The organism is Ruegeria sp. CDSA089 (genome assembly GCF_059612205.1).
The window spans coordinates 1-21,977 of sequence record NZ_JBXWQD010000010.1 but is presented as its reverse complement, the minus strand read 5'-3'; the positions used below and the strand labels follow the sequence as shown (position 1 = coordinate 21,977).

At 54.9% G+C, this 21,977-nt stretch carries 25 protein-coding genes; 7 read left to right on the top strand and 18 right to left on the bottom strand.

Translation table 11 applies throughout. The features are described 5' to 3' along the window. Nucleotides 1-2: 2 nt before the first annotated feature. The 6 genes from AC2FJ6_RS18655 to AC2FJ6_RS18630 all read right to left on the bottom strand — a co-directional run bounded on the left by AC2FJ6_RS18655 (nt 3) and on the right by AC2FJ6_RS18630 (nt 3,500). Nucleotides 3-818, bottom strand: a complete 816-nt coding sequence (locus tag AC2FJ6_RS18655; RefSeq protein WP_170775266.1) for a glycosyltransferase family 2 protein — start codon at nt 816-818, stop codon at nt 3-5. Between the two features lie 90 nt (nt 819-908). Beyond that, complete coding sequence (locus AC2FJ6_RS18650) at nt 909-1,469, bottom strand: F0F1 ATP synthase subunit B (protein WP_170775264.1); 561 nt, start codon at nt 1,467-1,469, stop codon at nt 909-911. 5 nt (nt 1,470-1,474) lie between these two features. Next, nucleotides 1,475-2,026, bottom strand: a complete 552-nt coding sequence (locus tag AC2FJ6_RS18645; protein WP_170775262.1) for a F0F1 ATP synthase subunit B' — start codon at nt 2,024-2,026, stop codon at nt 1,475-1,477. An 86-nt stretch (nt 2,027-2,112) separates the two neighbouring features. Continuing rightward, nucleotides 2,113-2,337 (bottom strand): F0F1 ATP synthase subunit C, encoded by a 225-nt coding sequence (locus AC2FJ6_RS18640; RefSeq protein WP_005981269.1) that lies wholly within the window; start codon nt 2,335-2,337, stop codon nt 2,113-2,115. Between the two features lie 69 nt (nt 2,338-2,406). After that, nucleotides 2,407-3,165, bottom strand: a complete 759-nt coding sequence (locus AC2FJ6_RS18635) for a F0F1 ATP synthase subunit A (protein WP_170356118.1) — start codon at nt 3,163-3,165, stop codon at nt 2,407-2,409. A 2-nt stretch (nt 3,166-3,167) separates the two neighbouring features. Continuing rightward, entirely contained in the window at nt 3,168-3,500 is a 333-nt protein-coding gene (locus AC2FJ6_RS18630; protein ID WP_170775256.1) for an AtpZ/AtpI family protein, read from the bottom strand. A 231-nt stretch (nt 3,501-3,731) separates the two neighbouring features. Here AC2FJ6_RS18630 and AC2FJ6_RS18625 point away from each other — a divergent pair, with 231 nt between their 5' ends. After that, complete coding sequence (locus tag AC2FJ6_RS18625) at nt 3,732-4,064, top strand: ArsR/SmtB family transcription factor (RefSeq protein ID WP_170775386.1); 333 nt, start codon at nt 3,732-3,734, stop codon at nt 4,062-4,064. Between the two features lie 5 nt (nt 4,065-4,069). Here the strand turns inward: AC2FJ6_RS18625 and AC2FJ6_RS18620 are convergent, their stop codons facing one another. From AC2FJ6_RS18620 to AC2FJ6_RS18595, 6 genes are all read right to left on the bottom strand, one after another. Then, a complete protein-coding gene (locus AC2FJ6_RS18620; protein WP_170775255.1) occupies nt 4,070-4,483 on the bottom strand; it encodes a universal stress protein in 414 nt (137 codons plus the stop codon). A gap of 79 nt (nt 4,484-4,562) precedes the next feature. Then, nucleotides 4,563-4,841: a hypothetical protein gene (locus AC2FJ6_RS18615; protein ID WP_170775252.1), complete on the bottom strand. Its 279-nt coding sequence runs from the start codon at nt 4,839-4,841 to the stop codon at nt 4,563-4,565. Nucleotides 4,842-4,905: 64 nt separating this feature from the next. After that, complete coding sequence (locus tag AC2FJ6_RS18610; protein WP_170775250.1) at nt 4,906-5,814, bottom strand: DMT family transporter; 909 nt, start codon at nt 5,812-5,814, stop codon at nt 4,906-4,908. Beyond that, the gene (locus AC2FJ6_RS18605) at nt 5,811-6,689 is read right to left on the bottom strand and encodes a LysR family transcriptional regulator (RefSeq protein ID WP_170775248.1); all 879 of its coding nucleotides are present in this window, start codon (nt 6,687-6,689) and stop codon (nt 5,811-5,813) included. The genes AC2FJ6_RS18610 and AC2FJ6_RS18605 overlap by 4 nt, the downstream gene beginning before the upstream one ends. Before the next feature lie 706 nt (nt 6,690-7,395). Beyond that, nucleotides 7,396-7,803: a universal stress protein gene (locus AC2FJ6_RS18600; protein WP_170775246.1), complete on the bottom strand. Its 408-nt coding sequence runs from the start codon at nt 7,801-7,803 to the stop codon at nt 7,396-7,398. Nucleotides 7,804-7,860: 57 nt separating this feature from the next. Then, nucleotides 7,861-8,310 carry a phasin family protein gene (locus AC2FJ6_RS18595; protein ID WP_170775244.1) on the bottom strand — a complete coding sequence of 150 codons (450 nt, stop codon included), beginning with the start codon at nt 8,308-8,310 and terminating at the stop codon, nt 7,861-7,863. A 201-nt stretch (nt 8,311-8,511) separates the two neighbouring features. Here AC2FJ6_RS18595 and AC2FJ6_RS18590 point away from each other — a divergent pair, with 201 nt between their 5' ends. Continuing rightward, entirely contained in the window at nt 8,512-9,684 is a 1,173-nt protein-coding gene (locus AC2FJ6_RS18590; RefSeq protein ID WP_170775242.1) for a cation:proton antiporter, read from the top strand. Here the strand turns inward: AC2FJ6_RS18590 and AC2FJ6_RS18585 are convergent, their stop codons facing one another. Together AC2FJ6_RS18585 and AC2FJ6_RS18580 are read right to left on the bottom strand one after the other, a co-directional pair. Beyond that, on the bottom strand, nt 9,685-10,092 hold the full coding sequence (locus AC2FJ6_RS18585; RefSeq protein WP_170775384.1) for a c-type cytochrome: 408 nt from the start codon (nt 10,090-10,092) through the stop codon (nt 9,685-9,687). Nucleotides 10,093-10,206: 114 nt separating this feature from the next. Beyond that, a complete protein-coding gene (locus AC2FJ6_RS18580; RefSeq protein ID WP_170775382.1) occupies nt 10,207-11,811 on the bottom strand; it encodes a Na/Pi cotransporter family protein in 1,605 nt (534 codons plus the stop codon). 437 nt (nt 11,812-12,248) lie between these two features. On the opposite strand from AC2FJ6_RS18580, the gene AC2FJ6_RS18575 reads away from it, so the two are divergent. Together AC2FJ6_RS18575 and AC2FJ6_RS18570 are read left to right on the top strand one after the other, a co-directional pair. Next, nucleotides 12,249-13,469, top strand: coding sequence for an APC family permease (locus tag AC2FJ6_RS18575; protein ID WP_170775240.1), 1,221 nt, complete (start codon nt 12,249-12,251; stop codon nt 13,467-13,469). 43 nt (nt 13,470-13,512) lie between these two features. Continuing rightward, nucleotides 13,513-15,129: an MFS transporter gene (locus AC2FJ6_RS18570; RefSeq protein ID WP_170775238.1), complete on the top strand. Its 1,617-nt coding sequence runs from the start codon at nt 13,513-13,515 to the stop codon at nt 15,127-15,129. Here AC2FJ6_RS18570 and AC2FJ6_RS18565 read toward each other — a convergent pair whose 3' ends face one another. Further along, nucleotides 15,130-16,698: a trypsin-like peptidase domain-containing protein gene (locus AC2FJ6_RS18565; RefSeq protein ID WP_496669674.1), complete on the bottom strand. Its 1,569-nt coding sequence runs from the start codon at nt 16,696-16,698 to the stop codon at nt 15,130-15,132. A 244-nt stretch (nt 16,699-16,942) separates the two neighbouring features. Then, the gene (locus AC2FJ6_RS18560; RefSeq protein WP_170775235.1) at nt 16,943-17,446 is read right to left on the bottom strand and encodes an Hsp20/alpha crystallin family protein; all 504 of its coding nucleotides are present in this window, start codon (nt 17,444-17,446) and stop codon (nt 16,943-16,945) included. Nucleotides 17,447-17,726: 280 nt separating this feature from the next. Between AC2FJ6_RS18560 and AC2FJ6_RS18555 the strand changes: the two genes are divergently transcribed. Together AC2FJ6_RS18555 and AC2FJ6_RS18550 are read left to right on the top strand one after the other, a co-directional pair. Beyond that, nucleotides 17,727-19,031 carry a ferredoxin reductase family protein gene (locus AC2FJ6_RS18555; protein WP_496669673.1) on the top strand — a complete coding sequence of 435 codons (1,305 nt, stop codon included), beginning with the start codon at nt 17,727-17,729 and terminating at the stop codon, nt 19,029-19,031. A gap of 327 nt (nt 19,032-19,358) precedes the next feature. Next, nucleotides 19,359-19,922: a flavodoxin domain-containing protein gene (locus tag AC2FJ6_RS18550; protein WP_170775225.1), complete on the top strand. Its 564-nt coding sequence runs from the start codon at nt 19,359-19,361 to the stop codon at nt 19,920-19,922. Between the two features lie 55 nt (nt 19,923-19,977). On the opposite strand, the gene AC2FJ6_RS18545 is transcribed toward AC2FJ6_RS18550, so the two are convergent. Both AC2FJ6_RS18545 and AC2FJ6_RS18540 read right to left on the bottom strand, forming a co-directional pair. Then, nucleotides 19,978-20,823 (bottom strand): universal stress protein, encoded by an 846-nt coding sequence (locus AC2FJ6_RS18545; RefSeq protein ID WP_170775223.1) that lies wholly within the window; start codon nt 20,821-20,823, stop codon nt 19,978-19,980. An 88-nt stretch (nt 20,824-20,911) separates the two neighbouring features. Further along, nucleotides 20,912-21,289: a SnoaL-like domain-containing protein gene (locus AC2FJ6_RS18540; RefSeq protein WP_496669672.1), complete on the bottom strand. Its 378-nt coding sequence runs from the start codon at nt 21,287-21,289 to the stop codon at nt 20,912-20,914. Between the two features lie 370 nt (nt 21,290-21,659). On the opposite strand from AC2FJ6_RS18540, the gene AC2FJ6_RS18535 reads away from it, so the two are divergent. Further along, nucleotides 21,660-21,944 carry a hypothetical protein gene (locus AC2FJ6_RS18535; RefSeq protein ID WP_496669671.1) on the top strand — a complete coding sequence of 95 codons (285 nt, stop codon included), beginning with the start codon at nt 21,660-21,662 and terminating at the stop codon, nt 21,942-21,944. The last annotated feature ends 33 nt before the right edge of the window (nt 21,945-21,977 follow it).

Genomic DNA, 21,977 nt, shown 5'->3' with positions numbered 1-21,977 from the left:
GATCATTGCAACAGCTTCTTTGGAATGCGCTTTCCGCTGCCGGGGCCCATATGCTCGGTTTGTGCCAAAGTCGTAAGACCGGGGTCAATGAAAAGACGCTTTCCCGCGTTGCGCAGCGAAAGATGCAGGGTTGTGTGCTCGCAGGTGACGTGGCCGGTCTCATCCCGTGGCCGGTACGTGGCACCATGCAAAGCTTCGGTCTTGTACAGGCCCAACCCACCAAAAGCACTGTCCACCTCAATCATTGGCGTATCAGGCGGCATCGAGTATTGGCGACTATAAATGATTTTGCGCTGCATCCGTCGCCACCAGACACTGCGAAACATCCTGGGCCGCTTTAGCGCCGCAAGCTCTCGCCACGGGTCTTGTTCGCACCAGCCTGCGCATCGCAGCGCGTATAGGTCATAGTAGGCGGGCAATGAGTTGGCAAACACAGCGTCCCACTGTGGCACCTGACGCGCCGCCGCGTTCAACACCTGATTTGGTTCCATCTTCGTATTGGGTCCGTCCATATCAAGAACCAGTGTCAAAGGATGGACCGGATTGGTGGCAAGAAGATGTTCAAGAACTGCATTTCTGGCGACGGCAATACGCTCGACGCGTTCATCGAACAGGTCCGACATACTGTCCAGAAAGAGCACATCTACTCCCGCGTTCTGAGCCGCGTAATCTTGTAGGATGTCGTCGGTATTGTCTTTATTATCGTTGGTCGCGATGATCACGCGACTGCTCTCAAGGTGCGCCCGCAGCTGTTCGATGCGCAAGAGCGTTGCGGTCAGGGATTCTCCACCATTTCGAACAATGCCGAGAATGTTCATCAAAATTCCAGCAAATCAGGCGAGAGGTCTTCTAAAATGTCATGACCCGAAAGCACGCTTTCGGGTCATGGTTCAAACTGTATTCAGCCGTCAGTGCAGCTTTTCGCCTACATCCGCGATGGCCGCGTCGATCAGTTTGTTGGCCTGGGTAGCCGTCATCTGCTTGGCCAGAACCGCGTTTGCTGCAGAAACAGCAACAGAGATGGCTTGATCGCGCACTTCTTTCACGGCCGAAGCCTCAGCCGATGCGATCTGGTCTTGCGCAGCCGCCAGACGGCGAGCGATGGATTTCTCCAGATCGACCTTGGCTTGTTCCGCCGCCAGTACCGCGTCGTCCTTGGCCGCTGCCACGATGGCATCCGCCTGAGACTGCACTTCGCGCTGTTTACGCTCGTACGAGGCCAGCAGGCTGCGCGCTTCTTCATGCAGGGCACGGGCTTCGTCCAGTTCCGACTGGATGCCCTCGGCCCGCTTGTCCAGTGCGCCGCCGATCATGCCGGGCACCTTAAAGTAGAACAGAACCGCGATGAAGACGATGAAGCCCAACAGGACCACAAAGTCGGTATTGCCAAGCGAGAAGAACGGGCCACTTGCGGCCAGCGCGGGGCTGGCAGCGCCGAGGGTCAGGATAAGGGCAAGAGTATTCCGCATGTCACTTATCCTTTCATCTGCGCGTCAACGGCACCGTCGATGGCTTTGGCATCCGCCTCGCCGCCCAGTGCTGTAACCAATTCAGCTGCCGTATCCTTGGCAACCACTTGAATGCTTTCCAGCGCACCGGCGCGGATTTCGGCAATTGCCTTTTCCGATTCAGCCGCTTTTGCAGCGATTTCAGCATCCGCCTTGGCAATCGCGTCATCCAAACCAGACTGAATCTCGGCGCGCGCCTCAGCAGCGATACGCTGCGCTTCGGCACGGGCATCGGCCAGCGCCTTGTTATAGGCCTCTTCGGCCTCGACCGCCTTGGCCTTCAGATCTTCGGCCGCAGCCAGGTCATTTGTAATGGTCCCCTGACGCTCAGCCAGGATTGCCGCAATGCGGGGCAGTGCCACGCGGGACAGGACCAGAAAGATGACGACCAGCGTGATGACCAGCCAGAAAATCTGGTTGGGGAACCAATCAAAGCAGAGCTGCGGCATCCCGATGGCCGACCCGTACGAGTCAACACAGGTACCTGCTACTTCTTTGGCTAGGGGTTCAGTCGCCATGATGTCCTCCGTCGGAACGTTGTCTTTACAACAGGTGGGCCGCTATGGCTTGGACCCACCTGCGCGTAAGGATCAGGTTCCGCAGATTAGACGGCGAACATCAGCAGCAGCGAGACCAGGAATGCGAAGATCCCCAGGGCTTCTGCGAATGCGATACCGATGAACAGGGTTGCGGTCTGCGAAGCAGCCGCCGAAGGGTTGCGCAGGGCGCCGGCCAGGAAGTTGCCTGCAACGTTGCCCACCCCGATTGCGGCTGCGCCGGAACCGATTGCTGCCAGGCCTGCGCCGATGTGTGCGAGATCGCCTTCCATGATGTATCTCCTTACGAATTGGAAGTTTCGATGTTGGGTTATCGTTCCTGTGCTGGGTGCAAGACCCAATCAGTGATGCGGATGCAGAGCGTCCTTAAGGTAAACACAGGTCAGAATGGTGAATACGTAGGCCTGGATAAAGGCCACCAAGACCTCGAGACCGTACATTGCGGTGATCGCCAGAACCGACACGGGCGAGATCACGGCAATCGCGGCAAAACCTGCGAACACCTTGATCACCGCGTGGCCCGCCATGACGTTACCGGCCAGACGAATGGAGTGGCTGACCGGACGCACAAAGTACGAGATCAGCTCGATGATCGCCAGGATCGGGCGCAGCGCCATTGGGGCGCTGGAGACCCAGAACAGGCTCAGGAAGCCCGCGCCGTTCTTGACAAAGCCCAGGATGGTGACGGTCAGGAAGACAGCCAGCGCCAGCGGGATGGTCACGGCGAAATGCGATGTGGTTGTGAACGAGGTCGGGATCAGGCCCAGGAAGTTCGCGGTCACGATGAACATGAACAGGGTCATGACATAGGGGAAGAACTTGACGCCTTCCTTGCCGCAGATGTCTTCCAGCATCTTGTAGATGAAGCCATAGGCCAGTTCGGCCACCGACTGCATCCGGGTCGGAACAATCGCGCGCTTCGAGGTCGGCACGATTAGCAGCAGAACAATCGCAACGATCGCAAAGAACAGCCACAGCGTCACGTTGGTAATGGTGAACATGCCCACTGCGCCGTCGCCGAACAACGGTTTGACGATGAACTGGTCCATCGGGTGGAATACCAGGCTGCTGCCTTCTGCTGCGGTGGTCTCGGTTGCCACGTTCAGTCCCTCTCGTCGTTCTCAGCAGCCGTCGCCGCCGTTTGTTTCTCTTGGACCTCTTTCGCGCTGCGGAGCATGACCTTCACGCCCGCGACAAGGCCCAGCAATGTGAACAGCACCAGAAAGATCGGGATCGTCCCGAACAGGCTGTCCAGCCCGTATCCGATGCCAAATCCGATCCCCAGACCGGATACCATTTCGATGACCATCCTCCAGGCAAGCTCGCCACCGGATATGTCACTGTCTGCGCGTTTGGGGGGCTGTTTGGCCTTTTTCGCCGCGTCGATCTTGGCCTCCAGCTGCGCCATACGCTGCTTTTGGTCATCATCGGTCACGGGCGTTTCCCTCGCACAGTCTTGGGTAGGGTGCTAAGGCGATGCGGGCACAGAGTCAACGGTGTATAGGTCGCACCCAGAAAGCCGCTAAGTAGCAGATTTTTATGCCAAAAACCTTTTTGTCTCTACGCCCAAAGCGGAGGTCCATTTACGGTACCGCGCGGATAACTCTGAATCCGCATATTCAACCAAATGGTTGACCAAACCCTGGCGCTGTGGTTCAGCGAAGACATGTCCAACGATCTCGACACAGTATTCGCCGCCCTCGCCGACCCGACCCGTCGCGCTATCCTAGCGATGTTGCTGGAGGACGACATGGCCGTAACCGACGTGGCCGAACCGTTCGAGATGTCGCTTGCGGCGATCTCGAAACACCTGGTGATCCTGACCAAGGCGGGATTGATCAGCCAGGAAAAACGGGGGCGGGTGAAATGGTGCAAACTGGAACCGGATGCCTTGCGGACGGCTTCGGTTTGGATGCAAGGTTTTGGGCAGTTCGAACCCGTCAATCTGGACGCGTTCGAACGGTTTCTGGAAGTTGAACTTCCCTCGGGCGAGGATTGAACCGCCTAACGGACAACAAAGACCGAAATGGAGGCGTGCGTTGCCAGATAGCCGGCATGGCTGGAAAAGATGTAGTCCATGATCCGTGGCGCATGCGTGCCCACCACGATTAGGTCCGCGCCAATCTCATCCGCTGCGCGCGTCAGGTCGCCATCCAATTCAGCACCGACATCGACCGAGTGGATGTTGCGAAAGTCAACTTCGGCCCCGCTTTTTTCAGCGAGTTGATCGGCAAAGTTGCGCAGATCTTCGTTGACCATCGCGTCAGGCTGCACGGGGTCACCGGGTTGAATTCCGGTGACGCTGACAACAGTAATCTTGGCGCTTTGCCACTTGGCGACCGCTGCCGCGACCTCGGCAGCTTTCTGAACCGTGGGCGGCAGGTGCAGATCAACTGGGAACATGATGTGGTCATACATAGTGAATTCCTCCTCTGCTCAAAGCATAGGGAAATTCGAATGTAACAACTTTGATCTGCCTCAAAGGGCACCGGCAGGCCTAGGCGCCCGGCTCAACACCTGTCACCACACCCGTCACATCCGCAAGGCACAGCCAAGGCGCAGATACCCCCTGAACATCTACCAAGGTGATCGAACCTGTCGCCTCAAACTGAGTGGGACGCGCGGAAATACCGCTTGCCCGCACGCCGGATTCCGCCGCGACCAGTGCCTCACAACTGGCTTGCAGGTCGGCTTCGCTGATGACGCCGCTGGGGGGCTGCGGCGGCGCGCACGCAGTCAGTATCGCCATCGCAGCGAACGGGAAAAACGCTTTCATCAAGGTGCCTCTGATCTGACCTGTATCCGCTCTACAGTCTCATATCTTGTTCAAAGCACAACAGTCATTTGGTAACGGGCGCAGCCTTCTGCGTTTCTTCGGATTTCAGCAACAGAACCAGCGCGACAACGGTCAGCACGGCCCCTACCCCGACCAGCAAGGCGGGGGCTTTCTGGCCCAAAGCAATCTCCCACAAGATGACCCAACTTGGTACGAGATAGGTGTAGGCCATTACCTTGGCCGAGGGCAGACGCAGCGCCGAATATTGCACCAGCACGAAACTGGCCGCCGTGGCAAAGACAGACAGATACAGAATGACAACCCAGATGAACAAAGACAGACTTGCCCAATCGGTCGCCGCTATGTCCTTCCAGCCGTATAGCGACAGCAAGAGGCACCCCGCGACCATGGTGCCGAAGGAAAAGACCACAGCAGGCTCACCCCGGTTCAGCTTTCGCACCATCGGCGTATAGATTGCATGCGCGACACAGCCCCAAAAGTAGATGATCTCGCCCCGGTCGACCTGAAACGCCATAAAGGCCTGCCAGTCGGCTCGGAAAATCACCCACAACGCTCCTGTTGCTCCGATAACCAGAGCCAGTGCCATACGTGGGGTCGTCACCTGCTGTAACAAGACCCAGCCCGCCAAGGCCGAAAGAACCGGGGTCAGCGTAAAGACCGCCGCAGCACTAACCGGTGGTGCAGTTTTCAGACCGACGAACATCAATACGAAATAGGTGCCGAACAACCCGCCCAAAACAAGGTACCGCCACGGGGCCCGCGCAGCAGATCGGGGCACCCCGGTCGTGGCCAACGCAGCGGCACCAATCACCAGCGCTGCAATTGCGAACCGCGCCGCTGTAACCGCGACAGGCGAGATTTGGTTTGCGATCATTGCCCCAAGGGAAAAACTGCCAGCGACCAGTGCCGAGAATGTCAGCATGGCCAGATGGCCCCGTGCCTGTGGGCTCATGTTTGCCAATCCTTGGACTGCTCTTTCAGGTAGGACAGAAATGCCTGAACCTTGGTGGTGCGGTGCAAATCCACATGCGTTACCAGCCACAGATTGCCGAACCACTCGGGCAACGGTTCAATCACCTCGACAAGGTTTGGATCACGCGCAGCCTCCCACCTGGCCATAAAGCCGATCCCGGCACCGGACAGAACTGCCTCGCGTATGCAGAAATTATTCGTGCAGCGAAATGTGATCCGTTCGACGGGCACGGTTTCACGCAACCATTTTGAAAAAGGCGCCCGGCTGTTTTCATCATCCGTGCTGACGAAATAGTGGTTAGGGAAATCCTCAATCCCGGCGGGCCTTCCATGTTGCTCAAGATAGGAGTTGCTCGCGTACAGTCCGACCTCCTGCCGCATGAAGGGCTGCACCACGTTGTCCGGTTGATCCGGGGCCGAGCCCGCGCGGATAGCCACATGCGCCTCGCCATATTCCAGTCGGAACAAGCGATCCCCGGTCAGGTAGCGGACAATCAGATCGGGATGCAGTCTCTGGAATGCGCTCAGCACCGGGACGATCAACGGCGCCAGCGACGACAGTGACGTAACCACCAACTCGCCCGAAACGTCGTCACCACGCCCCTTCATCCGCCCCACCAACTGATTGAACTGATCTTCGGTCGCCTGCGCAACCCGCAAAAGATCCTCACCCGCTTCGGTCGGCGTGTAGCCCCGCGCGTGACGCTGAAACAACTTAACCCCCAACCGCGCTTCGATCGCATCAATATGACGGATCACCGTCGCATGATGCACGCCCAGCACGTCCGCCGCACCGCTAACCGTACCCATTCGCGCCACCTGATAGGCGGTTTTCACTTCGTCCCAGTTTTCCATTGCATCTTGCCTATTGTGCAAATTTCAACACTCAAATTGGGTGTAGCAAAATTTTGCACGGTGGCGAAGGGGCATGGTTTAGTGTTTTCTGATCGCAGGGCGTTTTTCTGGTCGGGATATTGACTATGTCGAATCCCGGATGGACCTTGCCCAAACCGCAAACCCGAACACTAGAGGTGGAAGCGGCGTTCTTCTTGACCAATGCATAAGGCCTGAAAGCTTAGTAAAAAAACTGCACTTGCAGAAGATCAGTGTAGATATCGTCTTTTTTGAAAGACCGAGTCAGCAACTGAATGTAAACCGCCCAGTCTTCACTAGCGTCAACCACGACCCACGGTTCTTCTGGTGGTGTTGGCGCGAACGTAAAAGGCCCGGCGCTGTACGAGGCTAAACGTTAGATATTCGAACTGGAGTATTGGTAGTGGGTGCAGGATTTGGCCTTCATCAAACAGCTTTGCGTCAAGAAAGGCGAAGTCTTTGGCGCTGAGACAACCCAAGTGTCAAAAGTCTCCTAACGACCGATCGGCAACTGCTCTTCGCAATAAAGTAATCCAGCGCTCCAACAAATTCGAAACCGCACGTAAATTGCAAAAAACATGTCGCTGCAGTCCGAGGGTTCTTTGGCTCAGCTGCCACTTCTTTCGATCTGATTTGGCTCACTAAGTATTGGGCCAGCCAATAGGGACGTCACACCGCTGACTTTGGATCAACGAATTACATGAACCGAACACCTTGCGTGATGCACGACTCTGTTCGCAGTGGAACCCAAGAATATGTCCTCAAAACCAGGCTTGTGCGATGCCAAGACGATGCAATCTGCATCGCACTCGTTTGCAAAGTCGACAATGGCCCTGCCCGCGTGCCCAGAGATGAGCCGAGCCTTCGCGCCTGGAATTTCAGAGGCAGTCTGATGCAGGTTTTCCAGGATTTCATGCCGTGTATTTGCGAGTACTTCGCTGGGAATCTGAGATCCCACATAAGCGGGAATTGGCTCTTGAACGTGTACCACGGTAAAAACGGCGTCTGCATCGGCCAATTGGCGCGCGGCTGCAAAGGACGCTTGTGTGTCGTGTTCTTGGTCCAGAGCAACCGGGATCAGGATGTTCTTGTACATTTGACCTCCTATCTACTGCTCCGATGATTTCAGTTTGGTTTTTCGGCAGCACGAACCCTAAACAGGTTCGGACTTTGAAGATTTCCCGGCGCTCTTTGTAGCGGCTGCAACGTCATCAACTGTTTTCTCAACAGCTGCAACTTCGGTTTCAGTGACATAAGATGCACAGCGGGACACAGTTTCGAACCATTCCTGCGCGTCAGCAACCAACCGCTCAGCCGAATGGCGCTGCCATTCCGTCATACTCTGAAGCGCTTTCGTTGGATCGGACGGGTTCGCGGAAGACACTTTGCGTGCAGCTTGTAGAGCCGTCCGAACCGCCTCGTGACGCCGTTCGAACCAATGCTGCGCAAAGGCCTCTGTTTCTTCGAGCAATTTTTCTTGCGCGTCCCAAAATTGTTCGATCTGGGCGCCAAAGGCCGGATTGCCAGACATGGGCGGCTGCATTTGCTTGAAAACATCCACAAGTGAGGTCGGGCTATTTGTGCTAGATTTCTTTGTCGGCATCGAAAGTTCCTCCTCATTTCCTGAATGAGCTATTGTGCCATCTGCGGCGCGCTTTCGCCTTAATACAGATCAATTACCCCCATTTCTTAGGATCTTCGGCTTAGGCTGCGACGGGACGTTGGAATTCTCTCCGACATCGGTTCCTAGATGGCAGGGTTGGAGTTAGAGTAGTCTAGACGAGAACTTAGCGCTTGGTTTTCTATGCACATTGCCGGCTTTCTGATTGCCCTTGGCGTGCTCTTCCTTGCCGGATTGGCGGCCGACCAACTTGGCCGGGCCACGCATCTTCCTCGTGTTACAACCTTACTTTTCCTCGGTCTGGTCGCCGGGAACGCCGGAATGGGTTTGATCCCACTCGACGTTGCAATGTGGTTCGACGAGATTTCTATTGTGGCCTTGACGATGGTCGCGTTTCTTCTTGGAGGTTCTTTGACCCGCGAGAACCTGGTCCGGCATGGTCGAGCCATCCTGACGATTTCTATTTCAATCGTGGTTGCAACCCTTGTTATTGTGTCTGCTGGACTGACCGCAATCGGCGTACCCTTCGGGCTGGCATTGGTGTTGGCGGCAATTGCTACGGCTACAGCCCCGGCCGCCATGACAGACGTGATCAAACAATCTGGGGTATCCAACAGCTTTACCGAGACATTAAAGGGCGTCGTCGCAATTGATGACGCTTGGGGTCTGATCGTTTTCAGCATCGCCTTGGTTCTGGCCGGTCATTCGGATGGTTGGGCCACCGTCGCGACCACCGCGATGTGGGATTTCGGAGGGGCGATACTGTTGGGTTTCGCACTAGGCGTGCCATCCGCCTATCTGACCGGCCGCTTGAAACCGGGAGAGCCAATGCAGGCGGAAGCAGTGGGCATAGTCTTTCTGACAGCGGGCCTCGCGCTTTGGCTGGAGGTTTCATTCTTGGTAGCAGGCATGGTTGCGGGCGCAGTGATCGGGAATCTTGCCCGCCATCACGACCGTGCTTTTCATGAGATCGAGCACATTCAGTGGCCATTCATGATCCTGTTCTTCCTGCTGGCTGGCGCCACGTTGGATATTGAAGCCTTCGGTTTGATGGGTTGGGCTGGTGCACTTTTCCTGATCTTGCGCGCCGTGGCCCGCCTTGTCGGAGGTTACTGCGGAGCGAGACTTGGCGGCCTGCCTCGCCGTCAGGCCGGTTGTTTTGGTCCCGCTTTGTTACCACAGGCCGGTGTCGCGGTCGGAATGGCCCTTGTCGCCGGAGAGCAATTTCCGAATTGGGCCGCGTCGATCATGGCCTTTACCCTGGCCAGTACAGTTGCCTTCGAGGTGTTGGGGCCGCCTTTGACTCTTATGTCAATCAGACGAACGGCTGACACGGATGAGCCGATTAGTCCGTAACTATTCAGACTGGATCGATTCAATAAAGGCGAGCAAATTCGCCAACGGCAAGCCTACCATCATTGGCTGCCCACTAGGCAAAGCCACCGCGATTTGTTGGTCTGTCTCAAACACCGCGCCAAAGATTGGCATTTCGCCCCCATGGGCGAGCAATTGTGAACGACCATCAATCTGTTCAGCTATGCGATCTATCGGAAACACACCGCCGTTCTCACCAGCCAATTTGGTAAGGTCAGGTGTTCGAATAGCCAGCATTTCGGCCATTGGCCCGTCTCCGGTTGCTTCGAAACCGTGACATTGCCAGCAATACGTCCGGTACAATTCACTTCCTTCGCTGACGCTGACCTCCTGCGCTTGTGCAGGCCCCGTGGCGAACAGTGCCAGTAAAATCCCTCGATACGACCGCATATTCTCCTCCAAATCGCTACCACAAATGATGATCCTATTAGACAGCACAGTTACGGAACGTCTTTGACCTTGCTCATGTTGCACGCGCCGAGTCTAATCCAGGCCAGCCGCCATCTACGCCACTTCTTCGTTGACCTCACCACCATCGCGCCCTGACGGCACTCCTTCCAGTGCGTTCAGGTGCCCGCGAATTCTCCAGAGGTGATAAGACACACGATGCAACCATCTGAGAGCATCCAGCCGAGCCCACACCACATCGTCCGGTAAACTGTCAGTTGCAGCGTCGGAGATAAGCAGGTCTCTGCGAAGTTTCCTCTGTCGTCGCAGAAAACGGCGAACTCGGTTCAGCGTGTTTTCGCACTGCACTGGATTGTCGATCTCCAAATAGCCACCAGTTGCTGCAATCAACACCGAAGCAAGCCGCCTCAAACGCCGGTCTTTTGGTAACTCGCTTATCCGATCATCTTGGCTACACCGGTAAAGCAGCCGGTCAAGATGATCGAGCACATGGTACATACCCTTGATGCTGGATATCTCTGCGTCGGACCTGCTGGGCAATTCTATCTTGTCTAGGTACGAGCGCGCTTCCGATACAGCATTCTGAATGCTGTCCCGTCCATAATCGGGTCCGCTTGGCTGAGATGCCCCGATACATGACCGAAGGTGCACCACTTCGGCCCTTACAATTTGTTCGACTGCAACTTTTGCTGCGCCCACAGCTATTTCTGCCATCCCGAGGACGAGAGGATCCAAAGATCTCGTTAACTCAGCCCCTTTGTCGGGTACGAGGGCCTCGACAAATCTGGCGAAGGGTTTCGCGAACGGCAGGATCAGCGCCACGCCTATGGCGTTGAAGAAGCTATGGAAAGCGACAAGCGCAGTCAGAGAGCTTCCAGCCCCCGACCCGCTTACAAAGACTGCAGTAAACGGCCCCAGCAGGAAAAATGCCAGTGCCCCTGTCATCACATTGTAGATCACATGAGCAAAACCGGTGCGGCGCGCCATCGTCCCACCGCCAAAGGTTGCCAAAACAGCGGTGAAAGTTGTCCCCACGTCCATTCCAATGACCAGAGCCGCCGCTTGGGGGAAGTTCACAGCACCGGCGCTCAACGCAGCCAACGCTGTTGCAACGCCAGCACTCGAAGACTGCGTCACCATCGTGATGAGGACGCCGATCAGTACAAGCTTCAACCTGCCCAGCAGTGTGTCTGGTGGAAAATCGGCAGGAGTAACTACGCCCTGAAATGCGTCCAACCCGGATTTGAGTTGTTCGATCCCAATGAAAATCAGACTGAACCCGGCCAATGCCAACCCAAGGCCGGAAACCGCTTTTCTTCCTGAAAGCGCCAGCAAAGCCCCCAAAAAAACAACGGGCAACATCACTTGCCCCAGGTCCAGCTTGAACCCCAAGAGCGCGACGAGCCAACCTGTCATGGTCGTTCCGATATTGGCCCCAAAGATGATCCCAAGCGCTTGGGGAAACGTGAGCAGACCAGACGCGACAAATCCGACGGCCGCAACGGTGGTCGCACTGGAAGATTGGATTGCAGCTGTCGTGACCGCGCCCGTTACCGCCCCGGTAAAAGGTGTCGATGTGAATCGACCCAAAATATCTCGCAGTCGCGCCCCTGCCAAAGTCTTCAAACCGTCGGTCATCAACAGCATGCCGACAAGGAACAGGCCGATGCCGCCTAAGGCCGGTAACAGGTTCCAGAACATCACGAATTGCTTTCCACCCTAAATCTCAAACCGCCTAACGTGTTTGCTTTGCCTTTAAGTCCGACGGCAAACGACAGGTGGTTTGCACTCAGCCTCGCAGACCCGCCCCCCCGAGTTGGTTGACATAGATCAAAGCATCATAATGAATCACATAGTGAAATACGAATGTTTTAACGTGTCTACGTTCACCGACCTGTCCCCAAGCAAACACAAAGGTGAACGGAATTTTGTCGGAGCGGAAGCTCCACCCAAGGGGGCTCGGCAGGAGTGGTGGCGAGCCCCCAGTTAATCGATCGGTGCCCAACGCGCCCAGACATTGAAACACAAGGCCTTCGATGCAGCATTGACCATCGGATTAATCCGTTCCGCTAATCGCGGACGAAAACGAGAAGGACGCCACTGGCGATGTTCTGAATCGGCAGTTGTTGGAAACACTTATGAACTCTGTTGATCCAAACGAACAGAAACTCAGACGGGCTCTTACTACCCCGTTGCTCACGCTTTATGGCCTTGGGGTAACGGTCGGAGCGGGCATTTACGTTTTAGTCGGTGCAACAGCAGACATTGCCGGACCGTTTGCGGCCTTGTCGTTCGTCGTAGCCGCGCTCGTCGTATCACTCACCGCGCTTTCCTATGCAGAACTCGCAACTCGATTTCCTGTGAGCGCAGGTGAAGCGGCCTATGTTGAAGCGGGATTTCAGAAAAGATGGATGGCAGTATTCGTTGGGCTTGCGGTGGCAGCCTCGGGCGTTATCTCCGCCTCTGCCGTTGCAATTGGCGCAGCATCATACCTTCATGCTTTGACCGGTTTTACGATCCCTGTTTTGACCGTCAGCGTCGTTTTGGTCATGGGTCTAATCGCGCTTTGGGGGATCACCGAGTCAGTCTTTGTTGCGGCTGTCATCACGATCATCGAGATCGCAGGTCTTCTCTTTGTGATCGGCTGGGGCATGTCGATTCAGGATCCGCAGGGATACGGGGTAAGTTCGATGCTTCCCCCGCTGGAACTCGACGCGTGGAGAGGTATTTTCGCGGCATCGCTTCTCGCCTTCTTTGCATTTGTTGGCTTCGAGGACATGGCCAATGTCGCGGAAGAGGTGAAAGAACCAGTGCACACCATCCCAAAAGCGATTTTGCTAACGCTCGTTCTGGCAACCGTGTTGTATCTGGGAACTTCAATGACGGTTCTACTTGTTGTTCCGATCGATGTTCTTTCGACATCCGCAGCACCCCTCGCGCTTGTGTTTTCAAACGCGCCTGAGATGATTAAACAGGGCTTTTCCGCGGTCGCGATTGTAGCGACGGTCAATGGCGTACTGATCCAGATGATTATGGCCTCGCGGGTGATCTACGGACTAGCTGACCGTGACCATCTGCCGAAGGTTCTGGCGATTGTCCCGAAAGCAACGCAGACACCAGTTGTCGCTACTTTGCTGGTCGTCGCGATCATCGTACTGCTGACCCAAACTATGCCGATTGGTACTCTGGCAGAGCGCACATCCCAGATCGTTCTGGGCGTCTTTGTGCTAGTCAACATTTCTCTGATCCTGCTGAAGATGCGGCCGGACGAGGCCGTCAAGCACTTCCGCGTTCCTCTTGTGGTACCGATCCTTGGCGTGATCACCAGTGCATTGCTTTTCGGATCTGGATTTCTCTAACTAAATACATCGACCCAAAGGCTTCCAAGAGCTACCACGGCATATGACGACCGACCAAACTTCCATAAGATCAAAACTCTCGGGCTGGTGGCATAGAACCTTTGTGGATCTGGTTCAGCAGCTGCAATGGTCCTATTTGCCGCCATTGATGGTCTATTTCGCGGCCGGCGTGTCCGGCCTGACCTCGGTCGTCGGCGCTTTTTTCCTAAAAGACTATCTCGATTTATCCGCCTCTTTCGTTGCAGGACTGGCATTTTGGGCCGGCATCCCTTGGATCCTCAAAATGCCGCTTGGTCATGTCGTGGACCTGTTTTGGCGCTGGAAGTCCCTGCTGATCCTGTTTGGCGCATCCCTGATCACGTTGTCTTTGCTCACAATGTACGGTCTCGTGACCGCGCCTGCCGTGATGTCCAATTTCATGCCACTGGAAGACTGGTATGTCCTAGCCCTGCTGCTGGCGCCTTCAGGCTATGCCATTCAAGACGTAGTTGCGGATGCCATGACGGTCGAAGCGGTCCCCAAGGTTAACCAGCACGGCCTCCCGTTTACGCCTGAAGAAACCCGTGCACAGCACACGACAATGCAAACCTTGGGCAGAGTTTCGATCATTTCCGGGTTTGCGGCGGTTGCGGCTGTGAACATCTGGATTTTCTCTGGAACTGAAGGTCTGCAAAAATCCGAGCGCCTTGCGCTTTATGGCCAAGTGTACCTGATAGCTCTGGCCATCCCGGTGTTGTCGGTCAGCGGGGTCGTTCTTCACAGCTTGATCCAGCGTCAACTTGCCAGGCGGGGTCATCTGCCCCACACACTGGATGAAGTCACAGAAGTCAAATGGTCCATTTTGCTGGGTGGCTTTGCATTCGTTTTGCTAAGCATCGTGCTGGGGACCGCAGATTTCGAATTTGCGCAAGAGACTGTTTTTGCAGTTTCTTTGACGGTAATTCTGTACCTGATGTCGCGTCTGCTGAAGGAGCTGGAACCAGCCCAAGCCAAGGCCCTGATCGGGACAGCGACAATCATTTTCGTATTCCGCGCCGTTCCTCTGCCGGGGCCTGGTCTGACTTGGTTCGAAATCGATGAACTGGGGTTCGATGAACAGTTCCTGGCAATCCTGGCACTATTAACTTCGCTGCTGGCATTATTGGGGTTGATCGTTCTCCGGCCATTTATGGCCAATCGCTCTATTGCACATGTGGTGGTTTTGTTAACGATCGCCGCGGGCGTTCTCGCCCTGCCCAACCTCGCCTTATATTACGGCGTGCATGAATGGACGGCAGCGCGTACCGGCGGAGTTGTCGACGCGAGGTTCATTGCCATTCTTGATACAGCCGTTGAATCGCCGCTTGGGCAGATTGCTATGGTCCCGATGTTGGCCTGGATCGCCCGCAATGCACCCGTTCAGTTGAAAGCCACCTTTTTTGCAGTGATGGCATCGTTTACCAACATGGCATTGTCGGCCAGCAGCCTCAGCACCAAGTATCTCAACCAGACATTTGTCGTCACACGCGCCGTCACCAACCCTGAGACCGGTGAGATCACATCAACCGCGGACTACAGTCAACTTGGATACCTGCTGATCTGCGTGGCACTGATCTCAGTGATCGTTCCACTCGCTACAGTGTTTTTTGTTCAAATCTCGCGTTTTCGAACGAGCGAATGATCACTGACTTTCCACCTCTTCCAGCAGAGCTCTGAGGTGTGAGACCGGGACGCCGATATTGGAACCACCGAACTCGGGCAGGATCGCAGCATTGATTGCAACGACCTCACCACGCCGGTTCAATACCGGTCCTCCGCTCCCACCGGTCGTGGTCTCAGCGTCATAAACGATTGCGCTCTCACTTGTCCGCGCAACGATCCCACGGCTTGCTAGCGGATGAATCTTGCCTTGTGTGGAAAGCCGGGACGCGATCGACCAAAAGTTCAACGTCCCGTCTGCCTCCAATCCCTCTAAAAAGCCGGGACCAGCCTGCGCGATCAATGCTTTCAAACCCGTTGGGTATCCCAACAGATAAAGCTCTTCACCTACGCGCGACGTGGCATCCGCTAACGGAATTCCGAGGTCCTGAACGCGGCTTGGCTCAACTTCCAAAATCGCCAAGTCTGCCGCTTCGCTGAACCGAAGCAGCCGCGCCTCTATTGGTTCCGTCTGATCAGGCAAATAGGCCAGCAGCCTCAACATCTCTGGCTCCAGACCCGCGTCTCTCAGCGCCTTCTCTCGGTCTCCTGATGTCCACGGCAACGCAACATGACGGTTGGTGGCCATCAACGGTACCCCAGCAATCAAAAATCCTGTTCCGGTGAACTGAAATTCTGCAGGTTCGCCGGTCCCATCCGGTTCGATCCAAGGCTGGCCAAACGGGGTTTTAAGGTTTTCGCCGTCTGGCCCCACAACGTGCCGTAGAATCTTCCCGCTTTCAACGTGGCGCAGACCGTAAGCCCCCTGAAGGAAAGCGACAGATCGGGTAGAGGCAGCTATCACCCGCGTGGGCGCTCCAGCCTGTTGTTCCAAGGTTCCAAGACGTTGTTCGGTCGTCACAAGCTGGTTCTTGAAAGCGTCACGCAACGAAGACAAGTCATCAGGTGTCAGCGCATCTTCCCGCGTCTGAGCGAGCATAACCGCGACCGCTTCGATCTTGCGGGATTCCTGTTCGATACTCTCCGCCAAGCGCCGGTCGTTTTGGTAAAGCAGGTACCCAAACCCCACGATCACAAAAAGCGTTGCAAGAATCGTGATCCTGAACAGTACCGTGGTTTGAGACGCAAGCCGCCACCCACCGTCGCGCAGGGCACCAGACATCTTTTTGGCGAAGGGTCGACGGCTCGTTCGGGTATAAGCATATGCGTCGCTGAGGATATCCTCGACTGTATGGTGCGCGGGAAATGAGTGATCGCACAACCTGTACCGAGACATGGGGCCCTTTTCTCCGAACTCAATCATGTCACCATGATTAAGAGACGTCGAAGAAGTTTTTTGCCCATTCACCCACAGATTGCGCCCCGCTGTAGCGGTTATCGTATAACGATCATCAACCCACTGAAGGGTAGCGATTTCGTCGTCATGAGGAGGCAGGTCCTCTTTAAGACGCAGGCTTAGCACCCTGCCTTCACTAACAGAGACAGTCAGGGCATTGTCGACAAGCCAGTTCACGTTTCCGCGCGATGGACCTGTAAGGCTCTCCAGAAAGGCCCGCACCTCGCCTTCACCACCATTCACTGGGGGTATCATGTCGCTCACTTTTGGTTTGCGCATTGTGGCCCCCTATCCAAACGCGTGAGGGCATTCTACCACGCCGCAACACCAAACCCATGGTTTGACGCGAATGTACAAAAAAGCTCATTTAAACAAGCACCTGCGATGTCTGCCCGGATTCAACCAAAAACAACTATCAGACCACAGTTCGAAGAAGGCCGATCCATGATCGGCCCTCTGCTTTGGCATTTTCAAGCACCGTATCGCGCCAACAGTCTGTCTATTTCGACGATACCTTGATCTTACGGCTTGGATCCTGAGGCTCACTCTTCGGCATTTGAATACGCAGAACACCCTTGTCGAATGTTGCTGAAACCTTGTCGACTTCCACAGTATCTGGCAGCGACATGGCTCTGGAAAAGCTGCCGTAGCTTCTTTCGCTGACACGCAGATCGCCCGTTTCGTCATGCGCAATCTTCTTCTGACCGCGCAGGATTAGCCTGCGATCCTTGATTTCAATTTCCACATCATCCTCTTCGAGCCCCGGCAATTCAGCCGTAAGGACTATCGCAGAATCCGTCTCTTGGACATCGATTGCCGGAGATATCGCGCCTGTCATATCAAGAGACGGAAAACCCGTGCGTTGCGCAGCCGTTTCCATGGGTAGGAAAGGCGATCCTCCCCCAAAAAACCGCGACATCAGAGTTTCCATTTCACGTCGAAAATTGTCGGAAAGCGGATGCGTTCCAGTGAAAAGTTGCGGGGACTTTTTGTTTTCTAGCATTTTTTGAGCCTCCTCCTTTGGTCGGATTTCGCGCGCGCAATATTATGACAGGAAAAGCGGTCAATGACCTTGATCTTGCGCAAGCATGCAGCCTCAGCTTTAGCCAGATCGCACGTACCGACCGGACGAACAGAAACGGGAACAGTCGGCAAACATACTTGCCCTGTCTTGCTGCAATTCAGACCAATCTGAGTAGTCTTGATCGGAGCCCCATGTCAGCTTAGCGTTTATTCTGAATGAGCCCGGGTTGCTTACCTTTAGAAATTTGGAGCAAAGCCGTATGAAATGGCCTTATCTGGCGCTAATCTGCGTTTTGCTGATCTTGGCCCCCTTGGGGTTTTCCTGGTCTCTGGGATGGCAACCGCGATCATTTCATCAAGAGCTCGCGTCCGGGCTTGGAATGCTTGCTTTTTCAATAATACTAGTTGAGTTCTTGCTGTCTGGGCGGTTCAGGTTCATCTCTTCCGGTCTGGGTATGGATGTGACCATGCGGGTGCATCAGATGATGGCGCGTACAGCGCTTGGCTTCGCGCTAATACACCCGCTGCTGTACCAGGGTACGCCATCTGGCGGACGCCGCCCGTGGGATGAAACAAGTCAACTTACTATTTCGACCGACTTTTCTGCCCTGGCGTCGGGCATCGGCGCATATTTTTTACTGTTCATTCTGGTCGCCTCGGCAATTGCCCGAAAATCCCTTGATTACAAGTACGAGACATGGCGCCTCTTGCACGGGCTGGGAGCCTTGGTGATTGCCTGCCTGCTGTTGCACCACACGGTCTATGCTGGGCGCTACGGTGGACATCCGCTAATGACGTTTCTCTGGCTTGCCCTGACCACTATTGCTGTAGGGACCTTGCTGTATGTCTATCTCGTTCACCCTTTGCGTCAGAGGAAAAGGCCGTGGCGCGTTACTTCTGTGTCTCGACTAACACCGAGGCAATGGGAGTTGCGCCTCAAGCCCGATGGTCACACCGGACTAACTTTCGAAGCAGGGCAGTTTGCTTGGCTAAATGTCGGCCACAGTGCTTTCTCGCTGCACGAAAACCCATTCTCGATTAGTTCAGCACCAGCTGAAGGCCCCGAAGTGTCCTTTGTGATTAAGGAACTTGGGGATTTCACATGCAGTCTCGGACAAATTGCTCCGTGCACCCCGGTCTATCTGGATGCCCCACACGGAAATTTGTCGATCAGCCACCGTTCTGAGAAAGGCATCGTTCTGATCGCAGGTGGTGTGGGTATCGCGCCGATGTTGAGCATCACGCGACAGGTACGGTTGAGTGATACACAGCGGGATCTCAAGCTTATCTATGGCAACCGCGTGGAGGAGCAGATTGTTTATCCTCGGGAGTTGTCCAAGGAAGAAACAGTATTTGTTCTATCCGAACCGCCAAAGGATTGGTCAGGAGAAACAGGTTTAATCGACGGTCCTCTGTTGGACCGCAATTTGTCTTCTGAACAATTTGAAAGCTGGCTTTTTGTTCTCTGCGGCCCGCCTGCCATGATGGACGCCGTCGAAGATCATCTGATCACGCGGGGCACTGCGCCCCATCGGATTTTGTCTGAAAGGTTCGACTATGATTAGATTGCTTAGAAACCTGCCCGCACGCCAACAGGTGAAATTCGCGGTGTGGTTTATCAACTTTGCAATCTTTGTCGCTGTCTTGGCCTTTTCCTTAAGGTAGCCAGACAGACCATTAGGCCTTGGCTAGCCTTGTAATTGCCAGCCGAAAAAAGGCAGATTTTCTTGCAGATGCATGCCGTTACGAATTTCCTTAAAAACAAGCTCTGCTTGGACAGACAGGACGCACCACAACTCTCCCAAGTAACGCCTTTGATGGAGATCAAGGGCAACACACACCACTTATTCATAATTGGAAATCTATTCAGACCGATTTATGGGAGGATCGGAATGACCGTACTCATCGCCTTCGCTACAGTCGAAGGTCAGACAGCAAAGATTGCGCGTTTCATCGGCGATATCGTGAAGGAAGCCGGCTTCAACACACGGCTGATCAATACTGACGAAATGCACGACCACGTGTCGCTTGACGATGTGGCCAAGGTCATTCTCTTGGCTCCGGTCCACGAGCGTAGGCACCCCGAGTCCTTTGAGGCTTATGTCGCGTCAAATAGAGATGCCTTAATGAAACGAAAATCTCTCGTGCTTTCCGTCGGTCTAAAGGCAGCTTTTGCTTCAGGTCGAGAGGAAGCGCGCGACTATCTCAAAGAAATGCTTATGCGAACAGGAATGGAACCAAATGCGACGGCATTGATCGCAGGCGCGGTGAGGCCCGAAAGCTACGGATATTTTGAGAGGGAAATCCTAAAACACGTCGTCTTGCTGGGTCGAAAAATCGATCCACGAGATGGAGCGCGGGAGTTTACTGATTGGGACGAATTAACGTCTATTGTGATAGATTTCCTTGGTGGAAACGGCCGGGCCAATCAGCATCAATCTCAAGCGATATCCTAATAGCAGCTGGCTACTCTCGTACTTACCAGAAAATCACAGTCGCCGGTTCACTTCATCAGTGTCCGAAAAGCACTGGCAACCCTGTCTGCTCCAACATTGCTTGCGTCGTTCCACCAAAGAGTGACTCACGCAGATGGGAATGCCAATAAGCGCCCATAACAACGAGATCGGCCCCCAATTCTGTTGCGCGATCCTGAATGCAGTGCTCGATCGAGTCCCCACCACATGGAAACTGCGACAGGGTCACTTTGCAACCGTGATGACGGAGCCATCCAGCAACGTCAGTTCCGGGCTCTTCGCCTTCGACGTCATCAGACGACCGCAAATCAAAACACCCAACCACAACTTCCTTGGCCGCCAGAAAAAAGGGTAAAGCTAAATGCGCAGCCCTGGACGCAGGCAGGCTATCATTCCATGCCAATACAATGCGTTCACGTTGGGCAAACAGGTCTCCATTGATCATCAGGGCGACCGGTGACTGGAACAATACTCCGTACGCGACCTTATGAAACAAATCGGGATCTTTTCGCAACTCAGCGTCAAGAAAGGCGATATCACAGCATTTGGCGTGGCCTGCCACAAGATGCTGTAACTCTGTTCCAGATCCAATAAAGGCGTTTACATTTGCCGATACACCCCGCGCGGCCAGAAGCGCTTCAACTTCGGTGGCGCGGGACTTCAAGGCAGCATTTCTTGCGTTAAGGACATCCAACCAGTTTGAAGGAAGACCCGCCTCAACAAACCTGTTTGATCCATACTTTAGGTAAGGCAGTTTAGGTAAAGCTGCGATCACTACGCAATTCAAGTGGACGTTCTGGCTACGGGCAGTTTCCACGCATTCCAATATCGACGCGTCGTCAGCATCAACTCCTACAAAATATGCCACTGTTCTGCGTTGCATTCCCGACCTCCGTCCGGGATTTCACTTCGTCCAAGACTCGTGTGCACTGACTAGGTCAACAAAGAGACAATGTTGTCGGTCGCGCTTCTTACTTCGGCAGCATGAAGAACTCTTCCAGCACAATCTTGCCTTCTGCCACTGAATACACAGCGATCTCGCTCAGGGTCATACGCTCTCCGGTGGCCTTCTGAATCACTTCAGCCCTGAAGCGCACTCCAAAACGGTTGGGCGGGTGGACATAAGGGCCATCCACGTCGAGTTCCTGGATTTCGTGCGAGGCCAACCAATCTTCTCTCTTCCCCTTGATGGCTTCTCGCCCCTTAGAAACGCGGAACTGTCTGACCGGAGGCACAACTGCCTCAATCGATTGAGCGTTTTCGGCATACATTTCATCAACACTTCCAAGGCCTCTGCGCTCACGCATGGACTGGACGAACGATCCTCCGATTTCAATTAACTCTTCCATGAATCTCCCCCTAGATTACCATTGACTGTACCACGTCTTCCCCGCGCTTATCTTGACAAGGATCAATGAGCGTATCTCCCTAACAGCCGGGCGCCGCTCGCAAACTCGGCACTTGTTCGCATAGGCAATCTATTCGCTGCAATGCCCTGGAAGACGCCGTTCTGGATTTGCTTCGTCAGAGTCTGATGCAGCCCGACGCAGTGGCAGCATTTATCAAGTCCTTCAGCGAAGCCGCCAACGCGGAAGCAGGCACAGCGGAGGTAGCCCGAACCCGTCTACAGTCCGAGCGGGACAAAGCGGCGCGTAAACTGAATGGGTTTTAGGAGACAATCGCAGGGGGCATTCGCACCCCCGGGGATGCAAGCCAGGCTTGAAGAGCTCTTCCCGCGGGGGTGGTGAGAACGCGCCGCTCTCCGAGCCTGCGTTTTCACCGGTGCGACTACACCCGAACCTGTCCGAGCTCTATCGCTCCAATGTTGCTAGTCTTGCACATGCGTTATCGGACCCGTCGATCCTCACAGGAGCTTTGGAGATCATCCGGGTGCTTATCGAACGGGTCACGGTCCTGCATGAGAGGGACGGCGTTCAGATCGAACTCCAGGGTGCCGTGGTGTCCGTCATCAGAGGTTTTGGGCCAGTTGGCGGTCTGACCTAAGAGAGGATCTGGCTCATCCGGTTCGCGTGATTA